Origin of the sequence: Terrisporobacter glycolicus ATCC 14880 = DSM 1288, assembly GCF_036812735.1 — a bacterium.
Lineage (GTDB): Bacteria > Bacillota > Clostridia > Peptostreptococcales > Peptostreptococcaceae > Terrisporobacter > Terrisporobacter glycolicus.
On the sequence record NZ_CP117523.1, the window covers coordinates 2,377,491 to 2,402,741 of the forward strand.

Annotated in this window: 23 protein-coding genes; 2 read left to right on the plus strand and 21 right to left on the minus strand. The window is 28.4% G+C overall.

Annotated elements, in window-relative coordinates; all coding sequences use genetic code 11:
• Positions 1–354 precede the first annotated feature (354 nt).
• The 14 genes from TEGL_RS11745 to hypB all read right to left on the minus strand — a co-directional run bounded on the left by TEGL_RS11745 (position 355) and on the right by hypB (position 17,124).
• The gene (locus TEGL_RS11745) at positions 355–2,976 is read right to left on the minus strand and encodes an ABC transporter permease (protein WP_018590546.1); all 2,622 of its coding nucleotides are present in this window, start codon (positions 2,974–2,976) and stop codon (positions 355–357) included.
• Complete coding sequence (locus TEGL_RS11750; RefSeq protein ID WP_018590545.1) at positions 2,977–3,654, minus strand: ABC transporter ATP-binding protein; 678 nt, start codon at positions 3,652–3,654, stop codon at positions 2,977–2,979.
• A 394-nt stretch (positions 3,655–4,048) separates the two neighbouring features.
• The gene (locus TEGL_RS11755; RefSeq protein WP_018590544.1) at positions 4,049–4,717 is read right to left on the minus strand and encodes an ABC transporter ATP-binding protein; all 669 of its coding nucleotides are present in this window, start codon (positions 4,715–4,717) and stop codon (positions 4,049–4,051) included.
• Positions 4,718–4,747: 30 nt separating this feature from the next.
• A complete protein-coding gene (locus TEGL_RS11760) occupies positions 4,748–7,312 on the minus strand; it encodes an ABC transporter permease (protein WP_018590543.1) in 2,565 nt (854 codons plus the stop codon).
• A 12-nt stretch (positions 7,313–7,324) separates the two neighbouring features.
• Positions 7,325–7,714 (minus strand): DUF3139 domain-containing protein, encoded by a 390-nt coding sequence (locus TEGL_RS11765; protein WP_018590542.1) that lies wholly within the window; start codon positions 7,712–7,714, stop codon positions 7,325–7,327.
• A gap of 10 nt (positions 7,715–7,724) precedes the next feature.
• Positions 7,725–8,309, minus strand: coding sequence for a hypothetical protein (locus TEGL_RS11770; RefSeq protein ID WP_018590541.1), 585 nt, complete (start codon positions 8,307–8,309; stop codon positions 7,725–7,727).
• Positions 8,310–8,467: 158 nt separating this feature from the next.
• Positions 8,468–9,850: a GHKL domain-containing protein gene (locus TEGL_RS11775; protein WP_018590540.1), complete on the minus strand. Its 1,383-nt coding sequence runs from the start codon at positions 9,848–9,850 to the stop codon at positions 8,468–8,470.
• The gene (locus TEGL_RS11780; protein WP_018590539.1) at positions 9,844–10,551 is read right to left on the minus strand and encodes a LytR/AlgR family response regulator transcription factor; all 708 of its coding nucleotides are present in this window, start codon (positions 10,549–10,551) and stop codon (positions 9,844–9,846) included. Before TEGL_RS11780 ends, TEGL_RS11775 begins: the two co-directional genes overlap by 7 nt.
• Before the next feature lie 274 nt (positions 10,552–10,825).
• Positions 10,826–11,395 carry an NAD(P)H-dependent oxidoreductase gene (locus TEGL_RS11785; protein WP_018590538.1) on the minus strand — a complete coding sequence of 190 codons (570 nt, stop codon included), beginning with the start codon at positions 11,393–11,395 and terminating at the stop codon, positions 10,826–10,828.
• Between the two features lie 199 nt (positions 11,396–11,594).
• Positions 11,595–12,305 (minus strand): DUF421 domain-containing protein, encoded by a 711-nt coding sequence (locus tag TEGL_RS11790; RefSeq protein WP_018590537.1) that lies wholly within the window; start codon positions 12,303–12,305, stop codon positions 11,595–11,597.
• Positions 12,306–12,409: 104 nt separating this feature from the next.
• Positions 12,410–12,751: a hydrogenase maturation nickel metallochaperone HypA gene (locus tag TEGL_RS11795; RefSeq protein ID WP_018590536.1), complete on the minus strand. Its 342-nt coding sequence runs from the start codon at positions 12,749–12,751 to the stop codon at positions 12,410–12,412.
• 26 nt (positions 12,752–12,777) lie between these two features.
• The gene (locus TEGL_RS11800) at positions 12,778–13,713 is read right to left on the minus strand and encodes a DUF5692 family protein (protein ID WP_018590535.1); all 936 of its coding nucleotides are present in this window, start codon (positions 13,711–13,713) and stop codon (positions 12,778–12,780) included.
• Positions 13,714–13,736: 23 nt separating this feature from the next.
• Positions 13,737–16,421, minus strand: coding sequence for an FAD-dependent oxidoreductase (locus TEGL_RS11805; protein ID WP_018590534.1), 2,685 nt, complete (start codon positions 16,419–16,421; stop codon positions 13,737–13,739).
• A 34-nt stretch (positions 16,422–16,455) separates the two neighbouring features.
• A complete protein-coding gene (hypB, locus tag TEGL_RS11810; protein WP_018590533.1) occupies positions 16,456–17,124 on the minus strand; it encodes a hydrogenase nickel incorporation protein HypB in 669 nt (222 codons plus the stop codon).
• Between the two features lie 239 nt (positions 17,125–17,363).
• On the opposite strand from hypB, the gene TEGL_RS11815 reads away from it, so the two are divergent.
• Together TEGL_RS11815 and TEGL_RS11820 are read left to right on the plus strand one after the other, a co-directional pair.
• Positions 17,364–17,966 (plus strand): TetR/AcrR family transcriptional regulator, encoded by a 603-nt coding sequence (locus TEGL_RS11815; protein WP_018590532.1) that lies wholly within the window; start codon positions 17,364–17,366, stop codon positions 17,964–17,966.
• A gap of 227 nt (positions 17,967–18,193) precedes the next feature.
• Positions 18,194–19,114, plus strand: coding sequence for a DUF5692 family protein (locus tag TEGL_RS11820; RefSeq protein WP_018590531.1), 921 nt, complete (start codon positions 18,194–18,196; stop codon positions 19,112–19,114).
• Positions 19,115–19,229: 115 nt separating this feature from the next.
• Here the strand turns inward: TEGL_RS11820 and TEGL_RS11825 are convergent, their stop codons facing one another.
• The 7 genes from TEGL_RS11825 to TEGL_RS11855 form a co-directional block, all read right to left on the minus strand.
• Entirely contained in the window at positions 19,230–19,940 is a 711-nt protein-coding gene (locus tag TEGL_RS11825) for a DUF434 domain-containing protein (protein WP_018590530.1), read from the minus strand.
• Positions 19,924–20,598, minus strand: a complete 675-nt coding sequence (locus TEGL_RS11830; protein ID WP_018590529.1) for a helix-turn-helix transcriptional regulator — start codon at positions 20,596–20,598, stop codon at positions 19,924–19,926. The genes TEGL_RS11825 and TEGL_RS11830 overlap by 17 nt, the downstream gene beginning before the upstream one ends.
• Before the next feature lie 17 nt (positions 20,599–20,615).
• Entirely contained in the window at positions 20,616–21,800 is a 1,185-nt protein-coding gene (locus TEGL_RS11835; protein WP_018590528.1) for a M20 metallopeptidase family protein, read from the minus strand.
• Between the two features lie 268 nt (positions 21,801–22,068).
• Positions 22,069–22,917 (minus strand): pantoate--beta-alanine ligase, encoded by an 849-nt coding sequence (gene panC / locus TEGL_RS11840; protein WP_018590527.1) that lies wholly within the window; start codon positions 22,915–22,917, stop codon positions 22,069–22,071.
• A 13-nt stretch (positions 22,918–22,930) separates the two neighbouring features.
• Positions 22,931–23,758: a 3-methyl-2-oxobutanoate hydroxymethyltransferase gene (gene panB, locus TEGL_RS11845; RefSeq protein WP_018590526.1), complete on the minus strand. Its 828-nt coding sequence runs from the start codon at positions 23,756–23,758 to the stop codon at positions 22,931–22,933.
• Positions 23,758–24,612 carry a Rossmann-like and DUF2520 domain-containing protein gene (locus TEGL_RS11850; RefSeq protein WP_018590525.1) on the minus strand — a complete coding sequence of 285 codons (855 nt, stop codon included), beginning with the start codon at positions 24,610–24,612 and terminating at the stop codon, positions 23,758–23,760. Before TEGL_RS11850 ends, panB begins: the two co-directional genes overlap by 1 nt.
• A 209-nt stretch (positions 24,613–24,821) precedes the next feature.
• A complete protein-coding gene (locus TEGL_RS11855) occupies positions 24,822–25,250 on the minus strand; it encodes an MOSC domain-containing protein (RefSeq protein ID WP_018590524.1) in 429 nt (142 codons plus the stop codon).
• Between the last annotated feature and the right edge of the window lies 1 nt (position 25,251).

Below are 25,251 nucleotides of genomic sequence, written 5' to 3' on the forward strand. Positions count from 1 at the left end.
TATTCTTTTTTTACTTTTATAAACTTTATTATAGCTTATTTTTAGATAATTTTACAATAATATGCAAACCATGGCTTATTCCATTTAACTATATCATCGTATGCATTATGATTTAATTAATTATTTTTATATATCAGCCATATACTCTACCTTTATTCATATAATGTGTAATTTACCTTGTTTAAATTTTATGATTTTTTACACTATTCTAGACAATTTTTACACCCGAGGTTCATAAGTGCCAAACCCTTCTTAATATTAAGGAAATTAAAAAAATAGTAAGTATATGTTAAATGAGATATAATAAGGCTATCTCTGAACAATCTTTTTTGAAACAGCCAATTTTTTATATTACTATATACTTTCTTGTCTAATATTTTCAATTATATTTTCTTTGTTTATATTCTTCATAGGAATATAAGATGATATAAAAGTTATTATAAATATACCTATTCCACAAATTAAAACCGAGCTCCAAGGAAGTACTAAACCAAACTTTATTACATCTCCTAAAAGTACATTCATAAGTACAACTAGACCAAGTCCCATAGGCACTCCATAAATTAAAGATAAGAGTCCATATAGTAAACTCTCTAAATAAACCATCTTATTAAATCCTCCAGAAGTTATGCCTATAGATTTAATAATAGAAAGTTCTCTTTTTCTTAAATTAATGTTAGTACTAATTGTGTTTACTATATTAGTTACACTTACTAAAGAAATTACTGTTATGAATCCATATACAAACAACTGCATTACTTTTAAAGTATCTTCCATTTCTTTAACTTGTCCCGTTTTATCATCCATATTATATCCATATTTATCACTTATTTCTTTTACTACTTTTCTTGTATCTTCCTCTTTATCACTAACTATATACATAGAGTTTTTTAAAAGTTCAAATCCTAATTCTTTTCCAACTTCATCATATGTTATAAAGTCTAATCCCAGATAACTATACGTTGAACTTCCTGTAGGTAAATCATCTGTTATACCTAAAATTTTAAGTGTTACATCTTTTCCTTTTTCTTCAATTCCTTCTTCATTATAAGATCTTACAGATACTTTGACAGTATCCCCAACCTTATAATTAGTCATTTCTATTTCACCCTCTTTACCAGTATCTTGGTAATAACTTTTATTTATAAGGATTACACCTTTTTCTTTTATAGCATCTTCTTTATTAAAACTACCTTCTTTTAAATTAATATCCCTAATTTCCATATCTCCTGGTAATTTAATGGTCGCATGCTCAACTCTATAAATCATTTCATTATTATCTTCATTCTTATGTTCGGAATTTTTATAATAATTCGTTACTAAATCTTTATTTTTTTCATTTATATTTTTTTCACTTAAATCAACTATAATTTCATAATAATTACCCATAGAAATTTTCTTAATTCCATTTACATTTTTTAGTTTACCTAATATATCACCATCATTCTTATTTTGAGATTTATCTAAGTATAAATCATAATTCATTTCACCCATCTGTACTCTATTAGCTTTCATAAATAAGTTCATAAATCCACTAAATGAGATAAATATTACTACGCTTACTATAAGCGAAAATAACGTTATTCTAAATTTCTTTTTATTTCTTCTTAGATTTTTATATGCAAGTACTCCTTCTGTTTTGAATAAAGCTCGTACTATTTTTGAATCTTTAATTTTTCCTATTTTTAAATTACTACTATTTTTTATGGCATCAATAGGTGATATCTTTGATGCAGTTATAGCTGGTAATGTAGCAGAGATAAATATAGTCGTTAAAACTACAATTGTACTAATAATAATTACATAAGGACTATAAACTACTCTTAAATTCATATCTGCTATAGATGAACTTCCAAATAAATTTTGTATTACTTTAAACACTATATCTATTGCAAAAGTTCCTGAAAGTAGACCGATTGGAATGCCTATTACACTTACTATAAATGCTTCTAAGAATACTAATTTCATTGTTTGAGATTTAGTTGCACCTATGGAATTTAATATACCAAATTGCTTTTTACGTTCACTTATTGATATAGAAAAAGCATTATATACAGTTGATATGGTACATATAACGACTAAAGATGTAATTAGTATTATTATTTTATTCATACTATCATTTTTATTTTCATAAGCACTAGCTCCTTGAAGCCTTAATAAATTCTCATTAAATGTTAATTTTTCATAGTATAGACCACTTTTATTATTGTAATTATAAGACCCTCCCTTTTCTTCAGTATCTTCTATCTTTAGTCCTAAGTTCTTTGATATTGCTGGAGCAACTTTATATATTTCTTCTGGATTATTAGTACATATAGATACGTTCAAAGAGGATTTACTATGCATTTTATTTATATCTAGATAAGTTATTCCATTTATAATTTCTTGCCCATATTCAGATTTTGGTTTATTAATTATACCAACTATTTTAAAATCTTTACTTTTGGTATTTATGATTTTTTCATTTTCAGATATCCACGGTTCACTTAAATCTTCTCCATCTGCTGTTACTCTTTTTCCAATTTCAAGATTTATAGTATCCCCTACTTTTTTATTACTCAAATCTAGAAATGTTTCACTAAATACTATTTCATTTTCTTTTGTAGGAAATTTTCCTTCTTTTAGAATAATGTTATATGATTCAAACATAGTTTTATCAAAAACTTCCACATCGATTAGATTATCCTTTTTATCATTTATCTTAGAATAGCCTAACTTATTACTATATCCGTATTTAGATATTCCCGAACTTTTTACTATTAAATTTATATCTTCTTTTTTTATATCATCAAAAGTTGCATGAAAACTTCCATATAACTCAATAGTCTTTCTTGTTTGATAATCCATTAAACTTTCAAATATATTACCTATACCACAAATCAATGCAGTGGATAATATAATTCCAACAATTGTAACAATTGTTCTTTTTTTATTTTCCTTTAAATATCTAAGTGTAAGAGCTGTATATAAATTCATTTATATCACCTCATCACTTTTTATTGTTCCATCTTCTATAGTTATAACTCTATCTGCTTGAAGAGCTATGTTTAAATCATGAGTTATCATTACAAGTGTTTGTTTATATTTCTTCACTGATAATTTAAGTAACTCTATAACTTCTTTTGAATTTTTACTGTCTAAGTTTCCTGTAGGCTCATCTGCCAGTACTATGGCAGGTCTATTAACTAAAGCCCTACCTATGGAAGTTCTTTGTTGTTGTCCTCCACTTAGCTCGTTTGGAAGATGAGTCTCTCTTTCTTTAAGTCCTAAAGTATTTAATAAATCATCTAAGTATTCTTTGTCTATTTTTCTATTATCCAGCTCTGCAGGTAACAATATGTTTTCCTTAACAGAAAGCACTGGTATTAAGTTGTAAAATTGATATATTAACCCCACATTCCTTCTTCTAAATATGGATAAATCTTTTTCTTTTAAGTTATATATGTCTACATCATTTATGTAAACTTTCCCTTCACTTGGTTTATCCACCCCTCCTAATAGATGTAGTAAAGTACTTTTACCACTTCCACTAGGTCCTACTATTGCGACAAACTCACCTTTATTTATAGATAAGTTTATATTTTTTAAAGCATCTACTTTTGCTTCATTTTTACCATATGTCTTGCTTAAATTTTCAATTTTTAAAATCTCCATATTATCCCACCCCATAATTATTACTAATTTTTGTATTTATATTTTTATTGTAAATTTTCAACCTTACACTACTATGAATATAAAATTACAAATCAGTCACCATAAGCTCTATGTAAAATAATACAAAAATCTGTTCTCTATTATATCTAATATTACAATCGTAAATCCTTTTCTAAATTATATTTATAACTTAAACATTTTCTAATACATATTAAAAGAACTACTAGATTAAATCTAGTAGTTCCTTATACTCTTTCCGAGGGTTTAAATGGTGGAGATGAACCGTATCGAACCCCCTCTACCATTACTTTTATTCTATTAACTTAACTATACCCAATAAATTATAAACCATCAAGAAAGTTAGTCTCTTATTTAAACTTGAAAAATTCCCGCACTAACTATACACAACCTTACCATCACTAATAGTAACAACACACTCCGCACTCTTAGCAATTTCATCATTATGAGTTATCATAACAAGAGTCTGTTTGTACTCTTTAACACAAAACTTCAACACATCAATTACTTCTTTAGTCGTCTTACTATCCAAACTTCCCGTAGGTTCATCTGCGAATATAACAGACGGTTTGTTTGCAAGAGCTCTAGCAATAGCAACTCTTTGCTGTTGACCACCAGATAGTTCATTTGGGAATTTCTTAACTTGAGATTTTAGCCCTAATTTATCTATCAAATCATCTATATAACCCTTATCAACCTTATTACCACTAAGGGAAATAGGAAGTATTATATTTTCATATACATTTATAACTGGTATTAAATTAAAGCTTTGAAATATAAATCCAAACTCTTCTCTTCTTATTTTAGATAGTTTGTCATCATTTAAAGTATATAAATCCAAATCATTCATAAATACTTTTCCATCAGTTGGTTTATCAAGACCTGCAATACAATGTAGTAAACTACTTTTCCCAGATCCACTTTGACCAATTATTGCTGTAAATTTATGAGGTTCTATTTCCAAATTGATTCCATCAATAGCTTTAACTTCACTATCACCTTTGCCGTATATTTTTCTTAAATCTATAGTTTTTAAAGTTTTCATATATTTTCCTCCAAGTAAATTAAATATTTTTTAGTCATTGTCTTTTATTCCATCAATAATATTCATATTTTTTAAGTCTCTGCTGCTTGTCACAACTGCTATTAAACACACTGCCACAGTTATTACGAAAAATACTATTGATTCCTTAACTGGGAATGTGAATGACATAAAGCTATCTATACCGTAGTTTTTATAAGCATTATTATTCAAATTTACAAATTTAATTAAATTTACAATAGATGGAATTAAAGCAATTATAAAACTTAATATGGCATATGATAAAGCTTCAAAAGCAATCATCTTCTTCATATTTTTTACACTCATTCCTAATGCTCTAAGTGTTGATATTTCTTTTTTTCTTATTAATAAGTTTGTTTTTATTGTACAGAAAATATTAATTCCTGCTATTATTAAAACAAGTATTATTGTTGCTATTTGTGTTTTCATATAATCTTTGCTAGAATTTTCTTGCATCTCATTAAAACTTAGTTTACTTTCAAACTGGGATAATTGAATACTATTAGAAACTTCTTCCACCTTTTTATTTACAGTTTTATCATTAGGATTTACTAAATTTATACCTAATTTAGTGTACTTTTTCTCTCCAGTAATGTCTTTAGCATGACTATTAGAAGTGATAACTTCAAAATTTCGCCCTAGACTACCATCTCCCTTAGACATCCAGTCTGATGTTAAAATTGCACATACTCTTACTTTACTTTCTTTATATACGGTTTCATTGTCTTTCGTTGTTGGAACTTTTATAGTTAATATATCTCCTATTTTTAAGTTATTAAAAACATTCTTCTTATTATCTGGATCATTTTCATCATAAAAATAATTATATACTGCCACATTTGCATAATTGTTTGTTACTTTACCCAAGTCATTTATATTTCCTTCTTGTACAAAGTTTTTCAGTGTGCTGTTTATATAGTCATTTCCATATAATTTTAAATCCATTTCATATTCCATTTTATCTTTTTCTTGTGTTTCACTTATATTTGTAAAGTTTTTATTTACTTCATAATTTTTATAATCAAAAAATCCATTTGCTACTTGTACACCATTTATATTTTTTACACCATTTATATTTTTTAATTTATTTACATCATTATCACTATATTTCACCACATCCAAATCAGAGTTTGGTCCAAATCCTATGGTAATATCATATCTTTTTTGCATGTCTGCAATTTTATCATTTACCTCGTTTTGCATACTAGAAAATGTAGTTAAAAACACATATCCTCCTAGTGCAATTGATATTATGGATATAAATGCTCTACTTTTATTTCTTCCTATATTTTTCAGTCCCATAAATCCATAAAATCCAAATATTTTACTAAAAAGTTTGACAAGTCCAAAGCTTCCACCATAACTTTTGAATCTATCACTTTGCTTTGTTGATTCAATAACTGATATTTTTCCTACTTTATATATAGGTATAATACAAGAAGCAAATACAGAAAATGCACCTGTAATTATGGCTTTTATAATATTTGCAGAGCTTACATATAACTCTGGTTTTATTCCTGCTTCCTTGTACTGAGAAAGATTGAAATTACTAATTCCCACATATGAAAATGCAATACCAAATATAAGCCCAAGTATTATTCCAAGAACCATTATAATTACACCTTGGTACATTATCATTCTTCTAACGCTTCTTTTATTTGCACCTATTAATCTAAGCATGCCCATCTCTTCTATGGTTTCGTTTAATGTAATATTAAAAAGATTAAATACAAAAATGGCTGCTGTAATTATAATTAAGATTTCTCTTTTAAAAGCTCCTGGATCTTCTTTTTCTATTTTCTTATCCATTAATTGACGTACAAGAGGCATGTTTGGTGTATAAGTAACTTCTTTTAAATTATTTTCTCCTATTATTCTATTAGCCTGCCCATCAATATTTTGCCAGCCACTTTTTAGAGTTAACACACTATTGTAAGTTATTATATTTTGTGGAATTACATTGTTATTTTCACTATTTCCATAAGTAAAAGCTTCAAATGGAATATTTATATCATAAAAATCGTAAAATCCTTTTGGCTTTTCTATAATTCCCACAAGTTTGAATTTTTTATCTTCAGTATAAATTTTATTGTTTCCCTGTGAATCTTTATATTTCTTTTTTATTTTAAAAGTTAAAGTTGAATTTAATTTATCTGGTATATTCATTGCTTCTAAAGCATCTTCTTCCATTACTATTTCATCCTTGTTCTTTGGAAGTCTACCCTTTGCAAGTTTTCCAGATTTATTATTAATATAATTTTTATCTGCTGACTTTAGCGGAAATGAGTTTCCTTTTTCATCTACTATATTTCCTAAGTTTTCAACTGTAGTAATCTTTTCTACATCTTCATCTTTGCTGACTTTTTCAATATCAGACTCTTTTAAGTCACTAAACTCTAAATGATATCCTCCATAAAGTTTGTATATTGCCTTAACATCATTATTAGCTTGAGACTCCTTTATAACACTTGTTCCAAATATTAAAGATACTCCCAGAGCAACGCCTAGTATCAATAATAAAGTTCTCAGTTTATTTTTCTTTAAATATGCCATTGACATTTTCAAGTATATTCCCATGAAATTTTCCTCCTATTTTAACCTATCTAACTCAATTGGTGGGTACTTTACACTACTTAATTCCTCATAGTTTTTTAAAAGTTTCTTATCATTACTTAAATCATAAATTTGTAAGCAAACTTTATTTATAGGTAGAGCATAGTAATGATCACTATAAAAATAATGATACTCGTAGTTTGGATCATCTTTGTAAGATACTTTGTAAAGAATTCCATTATAAGTTGCTTTTCTTGCTTTTTCTTTTGTAATTTTGTGTATATCATCTTGTGAAACTTTCTGCTTGTCCATATACCTATCAATACGTTTTTGTGCTTCATTCCAAGGTTTAAAACAATTATCATATACAATAAATCCTGTAATACCTATAATTAATGCTACTAAAATAGCTTTATATTTTTTCATAAATGCCTCCTTATTCTAAAACAAATTCATCATCATATCTTAATACTAAAATCTTAGCTGGTTTGTCACCTTTACTTACTTGAATAATCACATCTCCCATGTTAGAAAGTTTCACATTCCCCTCACCCTTATTAAATACTTTTTCTACTTCTTCAAAAAATTCTTTTTCAGTTAAATTACTATCTGTTAATGACTTATATATGTTGTAAATAGCCATCACAAATTTATCATCTTTAGATAGTTTTTCATCATATTTAAAGTCCTTAACACAGTGAATATTTAATATTTCTTTATTTTCTTTCTTGTCTTTTTTTATAGAATAATTTAAAACTTGTTTAGGTTGATTTTTAGTGTATTCCAAGTTTCCTAAAGATAATACAAAACTGCCATCTGGTGAAGCTTCCACCAACCTAAGTCCACTATTTTCTATAGCTTCTGACATATTCTTAGAAAAATCCTTTTTAATTTTAGAAACTTCTTCTACTGTATATGTTTCTTTATCTATATTAGATGAAGAAGATGTGCAACCCACCATTAAACTAGAAGTTACACTTACTACTACTATCATAACTAAAATAAATTTTTTAACTTTCATATAATCCTCCTTGCTTTACTGTTTTGAGATAACTTACTCACTTAAATTTTCCTACCCCTTCGTGTATATCAGTTGCTTAAAAAAGGGATGTTATCTTTTCCTATTAAAAGATAACATCCCTTGTATTTAGTATCAATATTTATGCCCCAACTGGTAGGTTAATGAACCCAACTGTCAGTATTATTATTAAGTGGTATATATATATTTAATGTAAATTTGTCTTTTTCATCTTCAAATAATATTTCTCCTTCATACTTTTCTAAAGAAGATTTAATACTTTGAATTCCTATTCCATGTTTGAATTTATCTATTTTATCTGTCAAAAATATATTCTTATTAACTTTGATATGATTAACTTTACTATTTTCGCATTTCAACACAAAATATGATTTCGATATAGTTCCTTTAACTCTAATATATTTATTAATATTATCATCATGAATTTTATCACAGGCTTCTATGGCATTGTCTAAAATGTTAGCAAATATACTAGATACATCCATAGGTTTTATAAAATTAACTTTCGAAAAGTTTATATCACAGATAAATTTAATTCCTTTTTTATTGCATATTTCACTTTTTTCATTAATTATAATATCTAAGATCATATTTCCTGTATTATAAATAGATTTGAATTCTTCAATTTCACCCTTTAAATTACTTATATACTCATTAACTTCCTCACTATTATTTTTAAGATTATCTATTGTACTAATATGATTGTTTATATCATGATAAAGCTTCCTAACTTTCATATGAGATTCTTGAACACTTAAGTAATGCTCATATTGCATATCTAGCTTATTTTTCATTATTTCATTTTGAGATTTTATTTTATTGTCTTGTATTACTTTTACAAACAATAATACGAGGACTATGGTACTGGCCAATATTAGCTTTGGCGTTACAATATAATTAAGTATATACTGTTCTGAATGCAAATTAAATCGCTCAAGTTTCTTTGATACATAACTTATTATTATATTAATTAAATTCACTATTAGACCTAAAGATAAGTATATATAATTTCGTTTATCACTATCAAGTAATTCTAAATACTTGTTAAGATACTTAATTATTAAACAAACTAATATATAAATAAATATAATAAAGAGATTACTATAAACATCAATTTTTATATTCTCCAAGTAAGGCACTAAAAGAGATTCTTTCGATGACGCATTAATTCCTGTAATTATAAAAAATATATTTCTAGATACAACAGTTACAAGTAAATCGTAATATACATTAAATAAATAAAATAAAATTACATATTTAACGTATCCCACCTTATAAAAATAATTATAGTAAATTGCCCACAAAACAATTACTAAAACAGTAATCATGTTGTAGGCATTAGCTTCTTCAATATGAAATAGCCTGGTTAATTTTGCTATAATATAAATTAATAACAATAGAATATAAAATACAATTTTACTCCTATGCCTATTTTCTTTTTTATAAGTTAATATACCATTGAATATGATAAAAGGCGTAAATATTGATAAAATCAATAATAACTCAGACATAATATTTAACATATCTCATCACCAATAAATCTTAGAAATTTTTCCTTAACCTCTTTATATCTATATCTACTAATAGGTACTTCTTCTCCGCTTTCCAATATGGCAATATTTGATTTTATATTTTCCACATAAGTTAAGTTAACTAAAAAACTTTTATGACATCTTACAAATTTATCTAAATTTAAGTCCTTTTCTACTTTTTCTAAGCTATACCTTACATCAAAATCCTTATTAATTGTATGTATTAACATATCCTTTTTTTGAACTTCTATATATGTTATTTCATTTGAGTAAATCTTGTATGTATTAGATTTGTTCTTTATTAAAATATAATGATTTTTATTTTTTTCAATTTCATTAATACAATTTAAAACATGCTTTTTTAATTCTTCTAATTCTATTGGTTTTAGCAAATACCTATAAGCTCTTACCTCATATCCTTCTTGCACATAATCTATTAAAGAAGTTATAAAAATTATTTCCATTTTACTGTTTACTTCTCTAATTCTTCTTGCCGTGTCCATTCCACTTAGTTTTCCCATTTGTATATCAAGAAGTAAAATATCTATATCTTCAAAATTAGCTTGTAATAGTTCTTCTCCACTAATATATTTTTCTATTTTATATTCTCTGTTTTTTAATAGATTTTGAAGATGACTTTCTATTAGGTCCTGCATTTCTTTTTCATCTTCACAAATTCCTATTTTAATCATAAGTTCCTCCTTATGCATAATTTTTATCTTCCTTATTTAGCATAACATTTTTTGCTTATTTATATCAATTATTCTTTCTATAATGTATTTATTGCAATCATAACCTTAATTTAGATAATCTGCTCAATATAATAAATCCCACAAAAAAGCCATTGATTTTTATCAATGGCTAAGTTACCTACCTTATATTATTATACTTCTTTTAAAGTTTACGCAATAGCTTTATAGATTTCTTTATTATTCATTAATAGATTTAAGATTATTTAAAATAAATCTATACATAGTTTGCAATATTATCTAGAAATTTATTTTTACTTTCTTCATTATTATCTGCTAAATTTTCATTTATCCATTTAACATTGTCAATTCCTGCCATATTTAGTGTTCCTTTCATAAACGTTGCTTCTATTGGATTTCCTAACTCTTTTACCATATAATCTGTATCTGTTTCTGAAGTAGTTATAACTAATGCTGATGTTATATTAGTTAAAAGTCCTACAGGCCTTTTATCTTGTTCTGTAAATGCAAACTCTTTTAGTAATACTCTATCAAAAAATCCTTTAAGTATAGCTGGACAACTATTCCACCATATAGGAAATATACATACTAACTGATTTGTTTCTTTTAATATTTTTTGGTATTTCTTTACCAATTCATCCTTAGTTTCACCTTTTACATAAAGCTTAACATCTTCTTCACTCATTATGGGATTAAAATCATCATTATATAAATCTATTATTTCATAAGATTTTTCTTTTTCCTTTAGTGTATTTAGTACTTTTTCCATAATACTTTTGCTAAAGGAGTCAGTAGATGGATTTGCTACTATTACTGTTGTATTCATACGTATCACCCTCTCATTTTGCTACTATTATTATTTACATCTTAGAAGACTCATCCGCACATATTTTACTTTTATCTATACATTTTTCATTTGGATTTTGCATAATTTACTCCTCCTATAATTTAAAATCTATATTTAAATTTCCCGAAATTAAAATATTAATACTATTTTAGTATTTGTGATATATTAATATTAAAATCTAAAGTGTAGGTGTAGTAGGAATATTTTCATTCTTTAAATATATATTAACCCTTTCTGAGCTATCAATATAAGCAAGCAAAATATCTGATAAATTTTCAACACCTTTGTTGTGTAATTGTTTTTTTAGCCATTTATTACTCTTTCCTATGGATTTCAAATGACTATCAAGTATTTTTCCATCAATAATGAGATTTACACATAGACCTTTATAATCAGTTTTAATATTTAAATCCTTTGGTGTTAATGGTTTATTTATAGACTTAAGCTGAATACTTATATTTCCACTTGTCTCCAAAATAGCAAACTCAATATCTCCTATGTCGAATACATCTTTTAATCTACACTCTTCAAGCAGGTCATTAATATTCATCTTAGTCTTTTTTAATCCACCTTCATTTATTTTACCATTTTGAATTAAAATAGTAGGTACTCCATCTAATATTCTTCTTCCTAAATAGCTCTTTAGACTAATAATAGAAAGTAATATGGGAAAAATAGCATAAATAATCATACCTGTTATACCTTGTATGTAAGAAATAGAATCGTCTATAGCTAGTTCTGAAGATATTGAACCAATTGAAATACCTACAACATAATCAAATAATGTCAGTTGTGATATTTGCTTTTTGCCCATGATTTTGGTTAGTACAAATAGTATACTTACTGATATTATGGATTTTAATGACACTTTTAATATTTCATCTATCACATTTGCACAACTCCTTATCTATACTATATCTTTTCTCTCCCAACCAAAACTTATACAACAAAAATGTAGTTACCAAGCTTTTATGCTTAGTAACTACATTTTATTTAGTATGCTACTATTTCTTTAATTATAAACTCTTTTCCACTGAGTAAGTCCCAAACTTTACTGTCGCAATGTGGACATACTCCTTTGTTTTCTTTTATATTAAATACTTTATTACAACTTTTACACATACCATTTCCTGGCATAACTTCTATTTCTAGCTCTGTGTTTTGCAATATTGTATTTTCTATTGCTGCTGGATAACAAGCTTCTATATATTTAGGAATCATTGATGATAATTCTCCAATTTGCAATACTAATTTTTCTATTTTAGCTAAGTCATTTTCTACTGCAACTTTTTCCACAGTTTTAACAACTTCAATTACTACTCCTAGTTCATGCAAATTTTTCACCTACTCTCATTGTCTCTCTACTTATTTTCAAAAGCTACTTCTCTATAAGCATTTGACTGTCTATAAATTTCATCCTTTAAAGGATTAAGTTTATTTTTTCTTATTTTGCTAAATTGATAAATAGCTAAAGCTGCATTAGCTACTAAAGATACTAAACTTACTACAAAGAATGCTGTAGGGTTATGTGTTGTAGCAACTGGTGCTATTCTATCAGCAAATTGCGGTACAGTCATAACAAACATAATCCAAAGAGCTAATGTTTGAGCACGATGTTGTAACCAAGCTCCTTTTTTAATAAAGAATGTTGGTATAGTACATGAAAGTAATAATGCGGCTCCACAATAAATAGAGTGATCTGATATACAGTTATAAGTATAAGCAAAGTTCCATAAATCGTAAGCTATTATCCATGCCCATATCATATCTGGCCATATCATATCCTTTGTTTTATCTTTTGATATGAATATTCCACACCAACCACATATTGTGATTATGTTTAATATTCCTGCTATACCATTCATAATGTTCCATGGTCCAGAAATAGTCCAAAGATTGTCAACTACTCCTCCTCCAGTTAATCCATAACTGAATATTTGAAAATCTCTTATTGCAGCTTCTAATATGTTAACTGCTAAAATAATTGCTGGTAAAGCTAGTGCCCATTTTTTCTTTTGTAAAGATGGTATATATCTAATTGCCATAAACCAAACACATCCAGCTAGTGCAGAATATGTTTTTACCCAGTTAAACCAAGTTCCTGTTCCATATTCATTTCCTGCAGCTGCCGTAGTTGGCCATACATAAATTGTTAAAAATGTAGGTACTATTATAAATAACAATATTCCCGTCCATTTTGTTGATCTTCCAAGTTCATTAAAAGCCATAAGTGCTAATAATACAAATAGGAATATTGCCCATCCCTGAAATGTCATCTGTTCATATAAAATTCCCATAATAAGTACTCCTATCTATTGTTTTATTTTACAAATATATCCTTAACTTTCTTAGCTACAATTCTACCTTGACGTTTTATAGTTGTTTTAACTACTGCTGGTTTAAGCTCTTCATAAGCTAAGCCTTCTGCGTCATATTTTCTAACTAAAGATATGGCATCAAATTTACATTTAGTAGTACATTGACCACATCCTACGCACATATATTCATCAACAACAGTTGCACCACAACCTAAACATCTTTCTGTTTCTTTTTTCATTTGTTCTTCTGTAAAAGTAAGACGAATATCTTTGAATGATTCTTTTGCTTTTATATCTGTTTTATGCTCAGCTTTTTGTCTTGGTGTATTGTCATATCCTTCTATTTGTAAACTTTCTTTATCAAATTCATGATAATCTCTTCTATCACGCCCATTTACTAAACTTTGCCCTGGTTGAACAAAACGATGAATTGATATAGCACCTTGTTTGCCTGCTGCTATGGCATCAATTGCAAATCTTGGACCAGTATATGAATCTCCTCCAGCAAATATATCTGGTTCATTTGTTTGATAAGTGAATGAATCTGCTTTAATTGTATTGTTAGGATTTAACTCTACTTTGCTACCGTCTAATAAATTACCCCAGTCTATACTTTGACCTACTGAAATTAAAACATAGTCTGCATCTACTACTTTTATATTATCTTCATCAAACTTTGGAGAGAATCTTCCATTCTCATCAAATACAGAAATACATTTCTTGAATTCTACACCTATTACTTTTCCATTTTCTGTAATTACTTTACTTGGTCCGTAAGAGTTGTTTATTACTATATCTTCTTCTAATGCCTCTTCAATTTCTTCCTCTAAAGCTGGCATTTGTTCACGACTTTCTAAACAGAACATTTCTACACTGTCTGCTCCTACTCTTACGGCATTTCTTGCCACGTCTATAGCAACATTTCCGCCACCGATAACTACTACTTTTCCATTAAGTTTTGCATCATTTCCTAAATTAACATCACGTACAAATTCTACCCCTGGGATAACCCCTTTTGCATCTTCACCTTCTATATTTAATCTTCTACCAGCTTGTGCCCCTATTGCCACGTAGAAAGCTTTATATCCTTCTTTTCTTAATTCATCCAAAGTAATGTCTTTACCTACTTCTACCCCTGTTTTAAATTCTACACCCATTTGTCTTAGTATTTCTATCTCTGCATTAACTACTTCTTTTTCTAGTCTGAAAGAAGGAATTCCTAGAGTCAACATACCTCCTAGAGCCTTTTGTTTTTCAAATACTGTTACTTTATATCCGTCTATAGCTAAGTAATAAGCACATGAAAGTCCTGCTGGACCACCACCTATAATTGCAATCTTTTTACCATAATCATGTCTCTTTTTAGGAACAAATCTATGCTCTTCTTTTAAATCTTGTTCAGCTACAAACTTTTTGATTTCGTCTATGGCAAGTGGTGAATCTATGTCCCCTCTTGTACAAGCTGATTCACACTTTCTAGGACAAATACGTCCACATATTGCAGGGAATGGATTTTCTTTTTTTATAAGTTCTAATGCTTCTTTGTATCTTCCTTGTGAAGCAAGTTTTATATATCCTTGAACAGCTATATGAGCAGGACATGCAGTTTTACATGGACTTGTTCCACTTTCTACTACATCCTCTCTATTGGTTCTATAGTCTTCATTCCATCTCTCTGGTCCCCACTTAGTATTTCTTGGAGTTTCTTTTCTTTCTATTTTATCTACAACAGGTTTACTAGAACATAGTTTTTGACCAAGTTTTAGAGCATTTGTTGGACAATTTACTACACATTCACCACAAGCAACACATTTGTCTTTGTCTACTTTAGATACGTAGTTAGAACGTACCATATCAGAATTTGCAAACATATTTGCTCCTTTCAGTGCTAAACAAGAACATCCACAACAGTTGCATATGGCATGAGTCTTTCCTGATCCATCTAAATTTGGTATTTGGTGCATCAAACCGTTTTCTTCTGCTCTTTTTATTATTTCAAAAGCTTCTTCCCTAGTTATTTCTCTACCTCTACCTGTTCTTATATAATATTCAGCTGCATGACCTAATTGAATACACATGTCTTCTTTTAGATGACCACATCCTTCGCCCATACTTTCTCTTGCTGTACGACATGAACAATCTGATACTGAGAACTTATCACTATCATTTAGATATTTTGATATTTCTTCATAAGAAGCTCTTCTTGTTTCACCATCTATGGCAGTTTCTATTGGAATAACACGCATAAGCCCTACTCCAGGAGGAAAACTTCCTGTAGATCTTGGTCCATTTTCTACTCCATAGTCATGAAATGCCTTAGGAATTTGTGGATATTTTTTTGCTTGATCCTTCTTATTAACCATCATTTCCATAATTCCTGGTACCCACGTTTCATACCAGAAAGTATCTACACCATCTATTTCATTGACAAATACTACACCTATTTCTGATAATTCTAGTAAAAGCTCACTACATCTTTCAACACTTTTACCACATAAAGGTGCAACCTTTTCTGCAGTTGTCTTTTGTCTTATTTTCATACAAAGTAAAACTTCTGCCATCTCATCCGTTACAACAGGTTCTAAAATTTTATAACGTGCATCTTCTACACCAAAATACCCTCTAGATCCTGGCTTCTTTCCACTCACTTGATTTGCAAATTGAAGAACCTTTTCTTTTACTGCCATAATAATCCCCCTCTAAATTTTAATAAAATATAAATTAATTATTCCACTCTTTTACTTCTTGTCTTACCCAGTCAATCCATTCATCCATACCTTCACCAGTTTTTGCTGATATTGGTATAACTTTTATATTTGGATTTAATTTTTTAATATATTCTTTTACTAAATCTAAATCAAAATCAAAATATTCCATAGCATCAATTTTATTTATTAAAACAACGTCAACAATTGAAAACATTAAAGGATATTTTAAAGGTTTATCATGTCCCTCTGGTACACTAAGTATCATGGCATTTTTTGAAGAACCAGTATCAAATTCTGCTGGGCATACTAAATTACCTACATTTTCTAATATTGCAAAATCTATATCTTCAGTTCCAAGCTCTACTAAACCTTGCTTTGTCATGTCTGCATCAAGATGGCACATTCCACCTGTATGTAACTGTATTACTTTTGCTCCTGTTTTTGATACAGTTGCAGCATCCACATCAGAATCTATATCTGCTTCCATAACACCTATTCTCATTTCATCTTTTAAGGATTCAATAGTTCTTAGAACTGTAGTAGTCTTACCTGAACCTGGAGAAGACATTAAATTTAATAAAAAAGTCTTGTCTTTTTTTAAGTCTGCTCTAAGTAAATCTGCTTGTTCGTCATTATTACTGAAAACACTTTCCTTTATCTCGATTACTTTGTATTTATCCATAACTCTCCCCTTAGCATTTTGTTAATTTTATAACATTATTTTATATAGAATAAGATTCACCGAATCTCATTCTGTAATTAAAATATATCACAGGTTACCATATTTTGCAAACATCCTCTTAATGTTTTTATCTATTTTTTACTGCAAATAATATTATATATTTGCTTTTTTTTATGCTATACTAAATAATCATATAACTTACTGTAATAACATTGCAGTTTTATAAAGAGGTATTTTGCATGGAAAAATTAACAGATAGACAAAGGCAAGCTATTGCCACTAAAATTAGAATTACACAAGTAGCCACTGAACTTTTTAAGGTAAAGGGGTTTGAAAGTGTAAAAATTCAAGATATTTGCCAAGCTGCGGAAATTTCAACAGGAGCTTTTTATCATCACTTTAAGTCAAAGATGGAAATAATTAATACAGCTTATGAACAAGTAGATATATTAGTTATGGATAGATTTGAATCAAAAGATTTTTCTTCTAACCTGGATAAATTATTATTTCTGTTATGTGAAGGTGCTAAGATGATGGAGGAACTTGGATGGGTATTTGTAGGAGAAATATACAAAAACTTACTTTCCATTGAGGGAAAATACTCTACAAAACCTGATCGACATATTGCACTAAAGGTTAAATCTATTGTTGAAGATTCACTTAAAAGTGGAGAGTTAGATAATTCTATTTCTCCTACAAACTTAACTATGATAATAATGAGAATCTCCAGAGGTGCTATATTTGATTGGTGTCTTTACCAAGGAAGTTATGATCTTGAATCTAGAATGGAATCTGACTTAAATTTAATACTTTCTAATTTTAAACCAAAAAATTCAAATTAAAAAGTTCGTCATTAAGACGGCTTTTTTTTATTTATTTTTATATTTTTTTAGATAATTTTTTAACATTATTAACGTTGGTTTTCCAATATTTTCAGCTGGTTTCTTATTTTGTCAGAATTATTAAATTATATTTTTACACTTGTTTTTTATAATTTAGTGGTGCTAATATTATAATAATTTTATGACTCATAAAATTGAATCATTATTTAATATTGGGGGACAGTAAAATGTTTTTATTTGAAGCACAGCCAATGAGCAATTGGCTAATGTTATTATTAGTATTCGCAGTACTTATGCTGCTTAATGAATTCAGTCGTCGCTGGAAGTGGGCAGGATTCGCATGTTTTTTAGTATTACCTATAATTTTAACAGTTTTTGTATGGCCTAAAACTACAAAAGGCACAAGTGTTGGAACATGGTTCCACTTTGCAAAAGTTTATTCAGCTTTAGCTGGATGTATGGGATTTTGGTTAATTCGCTATGTGAAAGGTGCAATTAATCATAAATGGGTTTTATATTTCCCACCTTTAATCCTTGCAATTAACATTATGGAAGCAGTTATACGTGATTTCCAAATTGGTGGATTAGGCTATAATGCTCAAATTTTTGAAGGTATGATGGTAACTAGTGGTTCTTGGAATTATATGAATGGTATAGCAGGTATTTTAAATATTATAACTATCACTGGTTGGCTTGGAATTTGTATTAGCAAGAAGAAAAGTAAAGATATGTTATGGCCAGATATGTGTTGGTTCTGGATTATAGCTTATGATTTATGGAACTTTGCTTATACATACAACTGTTTAGGAGATCATGCTTGGTATTGTGGTATAGCCTTATTATTTGCACCTACTGTATGTGCATTTATATTTGGAAAAGGTGCTTGGTTGCAACACCGTGCTCATACTCTTGCATTTTGGGTAATGTTTGCTATGACTGTACCATCATTTATAGACCAATCACAATTCTCAGTAAAAGCATCACAAAATACAACTGCATTATTTATAGTAAGTTTAATTGCTTTACTTGCAAATATAGCAGTATTTGTTTATATGGTTTACAAAGCTAGAAAAACTAAGACAAATCCATATACAAGTGAACTTTATACTGATTTAGATTGTTATAAAGAAATAAAATCTTTAGCTTAAAAATACAAAGCCATTTATTGTTTGAAGTAAATATACTTTTTAAACAATAAATGGTTTTTTTGCAATCAAAACTATTTTAATTTCAATTTTTAAATTAAAATGCAAATTTTATTTTTTATAAATCAAACTCAACATAGAAATTATTTTCAATATTTTTATCTAGTATTTCTCTGTTTAGATTAATCCAACTTTTGCATTTATCTAAAATAATCGCGTCACTACTGATAACATTGTCCAATATTTCTAAAGTTGAATCCACATTATTAATATTCATCACTTCCACTTTAAAATCAAAGTTTTTCAATAATTCTTCTATCTTTTTCTTTAAATTTCCCGAATTAGATACTGGTGCATCTAGGTAAAAATTAGCTTTCTTAATTTTATGTTTTTCTAAAGTTTCTCCTATTTGTATAATTGATAATTCTGTCTTGTCTATAATACGATACGTTCCTCTAAGCCCTGCTAAATCTCTTATTGTTCCATCCATACACTTAATTAATAGTGAATTGGATAAGGCAACTTCCAATGTTATTATGGTATTAAATCCATCAATATTTACAATACTATTTTCCAGATTATCCTTAATCTCTTTTTCTTTTCTAATCTTTATATTTTTCTCAGGAGAGATTGCTCTTGATAAAGCTAATCTTTGTCTTTCTGACAATAAGTAGTGATTGCCCACAAAAACTGATGCTCCTTTTATGTTATATCCTTGATTTAATAAATAATATAAATCCTGCCCAGCCTTATATAATTTATCAAGATGTTTACCTGTAAACTCTTTTTCATCACTGGAAAAATGCCCTCTTTTAACAACCTTGCACATAACTTACACTCCCATGCTTAATATTTCCCTTATTTTCATTATAGCTAATAATATTTTTATCATATTTTTTATAATTAATCATGACACTTGATATCTTATCAATCAATATAAGCATGTACTCTTTATTTAAGCAATATAGGCACAAACCTTCTTTTCTTAAAACATAAGAAATAGGATATACTTCTAAATTCTTATTTTCAATTTTTATATTTATAAAAGATTTATAGTCCATAGCTTTATTTATTTCTTCGCAGATTATATCTTTTTCATCAAATTTTTCTTCAAATAAATCTACTATAAATCGCTCTTTTAATTTATTTAAAACCATAGAACACCTTTCTTTATCTACAGTTTTAAACTTGTCAATTAAAAAAGATTCACTTATTGTATTACTTATATTTTCACCTATATATAGTGCTAATAATAGAGAATCATAATCACTATACTTCAATATATGTTTTGCTATTATATAGTTTTTATCTATCTCTACACCTCCATTTGCACCTCTATAAATAATTATGGGTATTCCAAGCACTGATAATTTATCCAAGTCTCTTTGTATGGTTTTTGTAGACACATTAAAAAGTTCAGCCAGATTCTTAACAGTAACTTTAGAATTACTTCTTAATAGATAAAATAGAATATCTAGTAATCTCATTGCACTTTCCTTCCAAGTTACTTATTATTTTTTAACCACATTATAGCACTGTATGCATGCATTGCTGCTCCTGTAGGTAATATATCTTCATTAAATACAACCTTCTCATTGTGCATAGGCTTACCAAATAAAGAATTTTCTTCTTTTGTACCTGCTCCTAGCATAACATAAAGACTTGGGACTTCATAAGAATAAGAAGCAAAATCTTCTGATCCCATTCCTCCACCTTCAAATAAAACAACAGATTTCTCACCTACTAAGTCTTTCATATAATTTGTAATTTCATATGCTAAATTATTATCGTTAGCTAAAGGAGGTACTGAAGAAAGCTCTATTAATTTGGCATCTCCTCTAAACATTTTAGCAGTAGATATAACTATATCATTTATTCTATTAAATATGAATTCACCTATTTCTTTATCTAAAGCTCTAATAGTACCTTCCATAACTACTTCACCGGGTATTATGTTTGGTGCATCCCCACCTACAAATTTGCCCATTGTTACTACAGCTGATTGTGTAGCTGATATTTCTCTACTTATTATTTCTTGTAAAGATAGGTAGATATGAGCCGCAATATTTATTGGGTCTACTCCTGTTTCAGGCATAGCTCCATGACAACCTGTGCCTTTTACAACAATTCTAAATCTATTGCAACCTGCTATACTAGTTCCAAGTCCACATAAAACAACATTTGAAGGTGAGCCAGAATGTACGTGCATTGCCATTGCTGCATCCACTTTTGGATTTTCAAGAACACCTGCTTTTATCATTTTTTTTGCACCTGTAAATCCTTCTTCATCTGGTTGGAATACTAATTTCACTGTACCTTCTATTTCATCTTGATTTTCTTTAAGCAATTTTGCTGCTCCGAGTAACATTGCAGTATGCATATCGTGACCACATGAGTGCATTGCTCCATTAGTTGATTTAAAATCACATAAAGTAGCTTCTGTCATTGGAAGTGCATCCATATCAGCTCTTAATAGAAAGGTTTTTCCTGACTTATTCCCTTCAATTGTAGCTACTATACCACTTTCACAAATTTCCTTTGGCTCATATCCAAACTCTCTTAACTTATCCATTACGTAAGCTTTCGTTTTTGGCAGCTCAGGCCCAACTTCAGGATTAATGTGAATACTGCGTCTATATGTTACAATATCCTCTTTTATTGATTTAGCTTGTTCCATAAATTTATTCATTGTTCCACCTCATATAATTATAATTATAGTTTATTTTTTACATTCTAAAGTATATTGATTCAGTTTATATTATTTATTTATAGTTTCATAATTTACCCTAATATAATAATCATATTTTGAATATTAGCTATACTTTTCTCATGTTCTGTAAGTTATATTTTCAATAATAATAAATAAACTGGACACATATAGTCCACATTTTATATTATTAAAATATTTAATATTAACTATATATAAATATAAAAACAAATCATATTATTATGTGAAATCAATAAATTTCATATATGAAATTATCAATTAATCTAGTTTTATTTACATATACAGCTATGGCAACTAATACAGATCTATCAATTGAATCTACATTTCGCAATGAATCTATATCAACTATATTAATGTAGTCAATTTTTGCTAAAGGTTCACACTCTATTGTTTCTTTAATAATATTTAACACAGAGTCCACATTACTTATTCCATTTTCTATTAAATCCTTAGCTTTTATTAATGATTTATTTAAAACTGTTGCTGCCATCCTTTCATTATCAGATAAATATGTATTTCTTGAACTTTTAGCCAAACCATTTTCTTCTCTAATTATAGGACATCCTACAATTTCCACATTTATATTTAAATCTCTTACCATTCTTTTTATGATAAATAGTTGTTGTGCATCTTTTTGTCCAAAATAAGCCCTATCTGGAGTAACTATATTAAACAACTTATTTACTACTGTGCATACACCTGTAAAATGTGTCGGTCTACTTTTACCACACAAATTATCTGTTAGACCACTCATATTTACTGATGTAGAAAAATCCTTATTATACATCACATCAGCACTTGGGTAAAAAATCAAATCTGTTCCTGCAAATTCACAAATTTGTTTATCTCTATCAAAATCCCTAGGATAAGTTGCCAAGTCTTCCTTTGGCCCAAATTGACGAGGATTCACAAAAATACTTACAACTACTTTGTCATTTTCCTGGGCTGCTTTTTCGATTAAACTTTGGTGACCTTGGTGTAGATACCCCATTGTAGGTACTAACCCAACACTTAGACCTTCTTTTTTCCATTCATTTACTTGTTTTCTTATTGGATCAATTGCGTCTATAACTACCATTGTTTAAGTCCCCTTAATATAGTTTTTCTATAATATCTTCATCTATTTTAAAGCCATGCTCTTCACTTGGGAAAAAACCATTTTTAACTTCACCTATATATGTAGCAAAGGCATTTCTCATTCTATCGCCTAGATTTTCATATTTTTTTACAAACTTAGGAGTGAAGTCACTAAACATTCCAAGCATATCTTGATAAACTAAAATTTGTCCATCACACTTATCTCCAGCTCCTATTCCTATAGTTGGAATAGATAGTTTTTCAGTAACCATAGCCGCTAATTTTGATGGAACTCCTTCCATAACCACGGCAAATGCACCTGATTTTTCCACAGCTAATGCATCTTCAATTAATTTTTTTGCAGCTTCTTCACTTTTTCCTTGCACTTTAAATCCACCAAAAGTATTTACTGATTGAGGTGTTAAACCTATATGTCCCATTACAGGTATAGATGCTTTTACTATTGCTTCTATGTGCTCTGCAACTTCTACACCACCTTCTAATTTTACTGCTTGAGCTCTACCTTCTTTTATTAATCTGCCTGCATTAACTACAGCATCGTAAACAGAAGTCTGATAAGACATAAAAGGCATATCGGCTACAACTAAACTATTTTTTGCACCTCTTGCCACGGCCTTAGTGTGATGAATCATGTCTTCCATTGTAACTGATAAAGTATCTTCATATCCTAGCATTACCATTCCCAATGAATCACCTACAAGTATTCCATTTATTCCAGAATTATCTACTGCTTGAGCTGTTGAGTAATCATATGCTGTTAGCATAGTTAACTTTTCATTTTTTAGTTTAGCCTCTCTAAATGTTACAACTGTATTTTTCATTATCTTTCCTCCAAATAGTTTTGTAATTTTTTATAATCTCTATTTTCATTTTTAATTTTCGCTACCTCTAATAAATCTCTAGATAATAATTTGTATAATTCTTTATCATTTTCATTTAAAACTTCACAGTGTTTTACAATAGTATATAGGTCTCCTCTTTCTACTGGACCTGTCAAACTATCTACCAGACCTTGCTTTTTAATATTTTCCACATTATTTTCTATAAGAGGAAAAAGAGCATTTAATGCCTCATCTCTGGAAAAATCACAAGTTTCTAAGAAATTAACGCCCTTGTTTATTAGGGCCAAAACTAAATTACTCACTGTAACACAAGCAGCATGATACAAAATCTTATTTTCGCTGGAAATAACACCTACTTTATTTCCTAAGTTTTTAAACAAACTCACAAAATAGTCTTTAAATTTTTCATCACCTTCTATGGTAATAAACGCTTTTTGAAAATCTTTATAAGAATTATACTTGCTAGAAATAGCAAACATTGGATGGATAGAATAAGCATATGCACCGTAATTTTTTACATTTGAAAAGATTGTTGAAGAAATTGAACCGCTACAATGGCAGATAACCTTGTCTCTTATGTTCAACTGTTTTAATTCATTGTACACCTGTTGTATTTGTGAATCAGGTGTAGTAATAAATATAACATCACTGTTATTAACTAATTCATTTAAGTTTTGAAATTGTTTAGTATTTGTAAAAAATGCCGCTTCTTTTGAAGAATGCGGGTTCTTACTATAATACCCTATTACATTTATTTTATTTTCTTTTAAGTATTTGCCTAAGGAAAATCCAACTTTTCCGGCTCCAATAAACCCAAATCTTATAGTTTCCACCTCCTATATAAGAGTGTGTTACCTTCAACTTCATTTAACCTTTATGATTATCTAATCTTTAATATAAAATGGTGCAGTTTCGTTAAAATACTACCCACAGAAAATGTATCAGATATCTACATTATTTGTCAATAATTTTTATATCTGTAGTTTTTAGAGTATATAAATAGCCCATACCTTTATATGGCATGAGCTAGAATTTATAACTTTTATACTAATAAACATTGATCTCCCACTTGTACAGTTCCACTATTAAGAACTTTAGTAAATATCCCATTATTAGGCATAATACATTCTCCCACTTGATAATATATCTGACATTTATCATGGCACTTTTTACCAATTTGAGTTACTTCAAGCACTACATCTCCTATTTGTATTTTCTGACCTATTAAAAGAGTATGTAACTCTATTCCTTCCACAACTAAATTTTCTCCAAAAGCTCCAAAATCCACATTGGCTCCCTTTTTTCTAAATTCATCTATTTTATTAAATTCCAATAAGCTAACTTGCCTATGCCATTTTCCTGCATGAGCATCATTTTCTATCCCAAAATCTTCTATAAACTTAGCTTCATTTATTTCAGTTTTTAATGTTCCTTTTTTCTCACTTATACAAATTGCTAATACTTTCCCCATT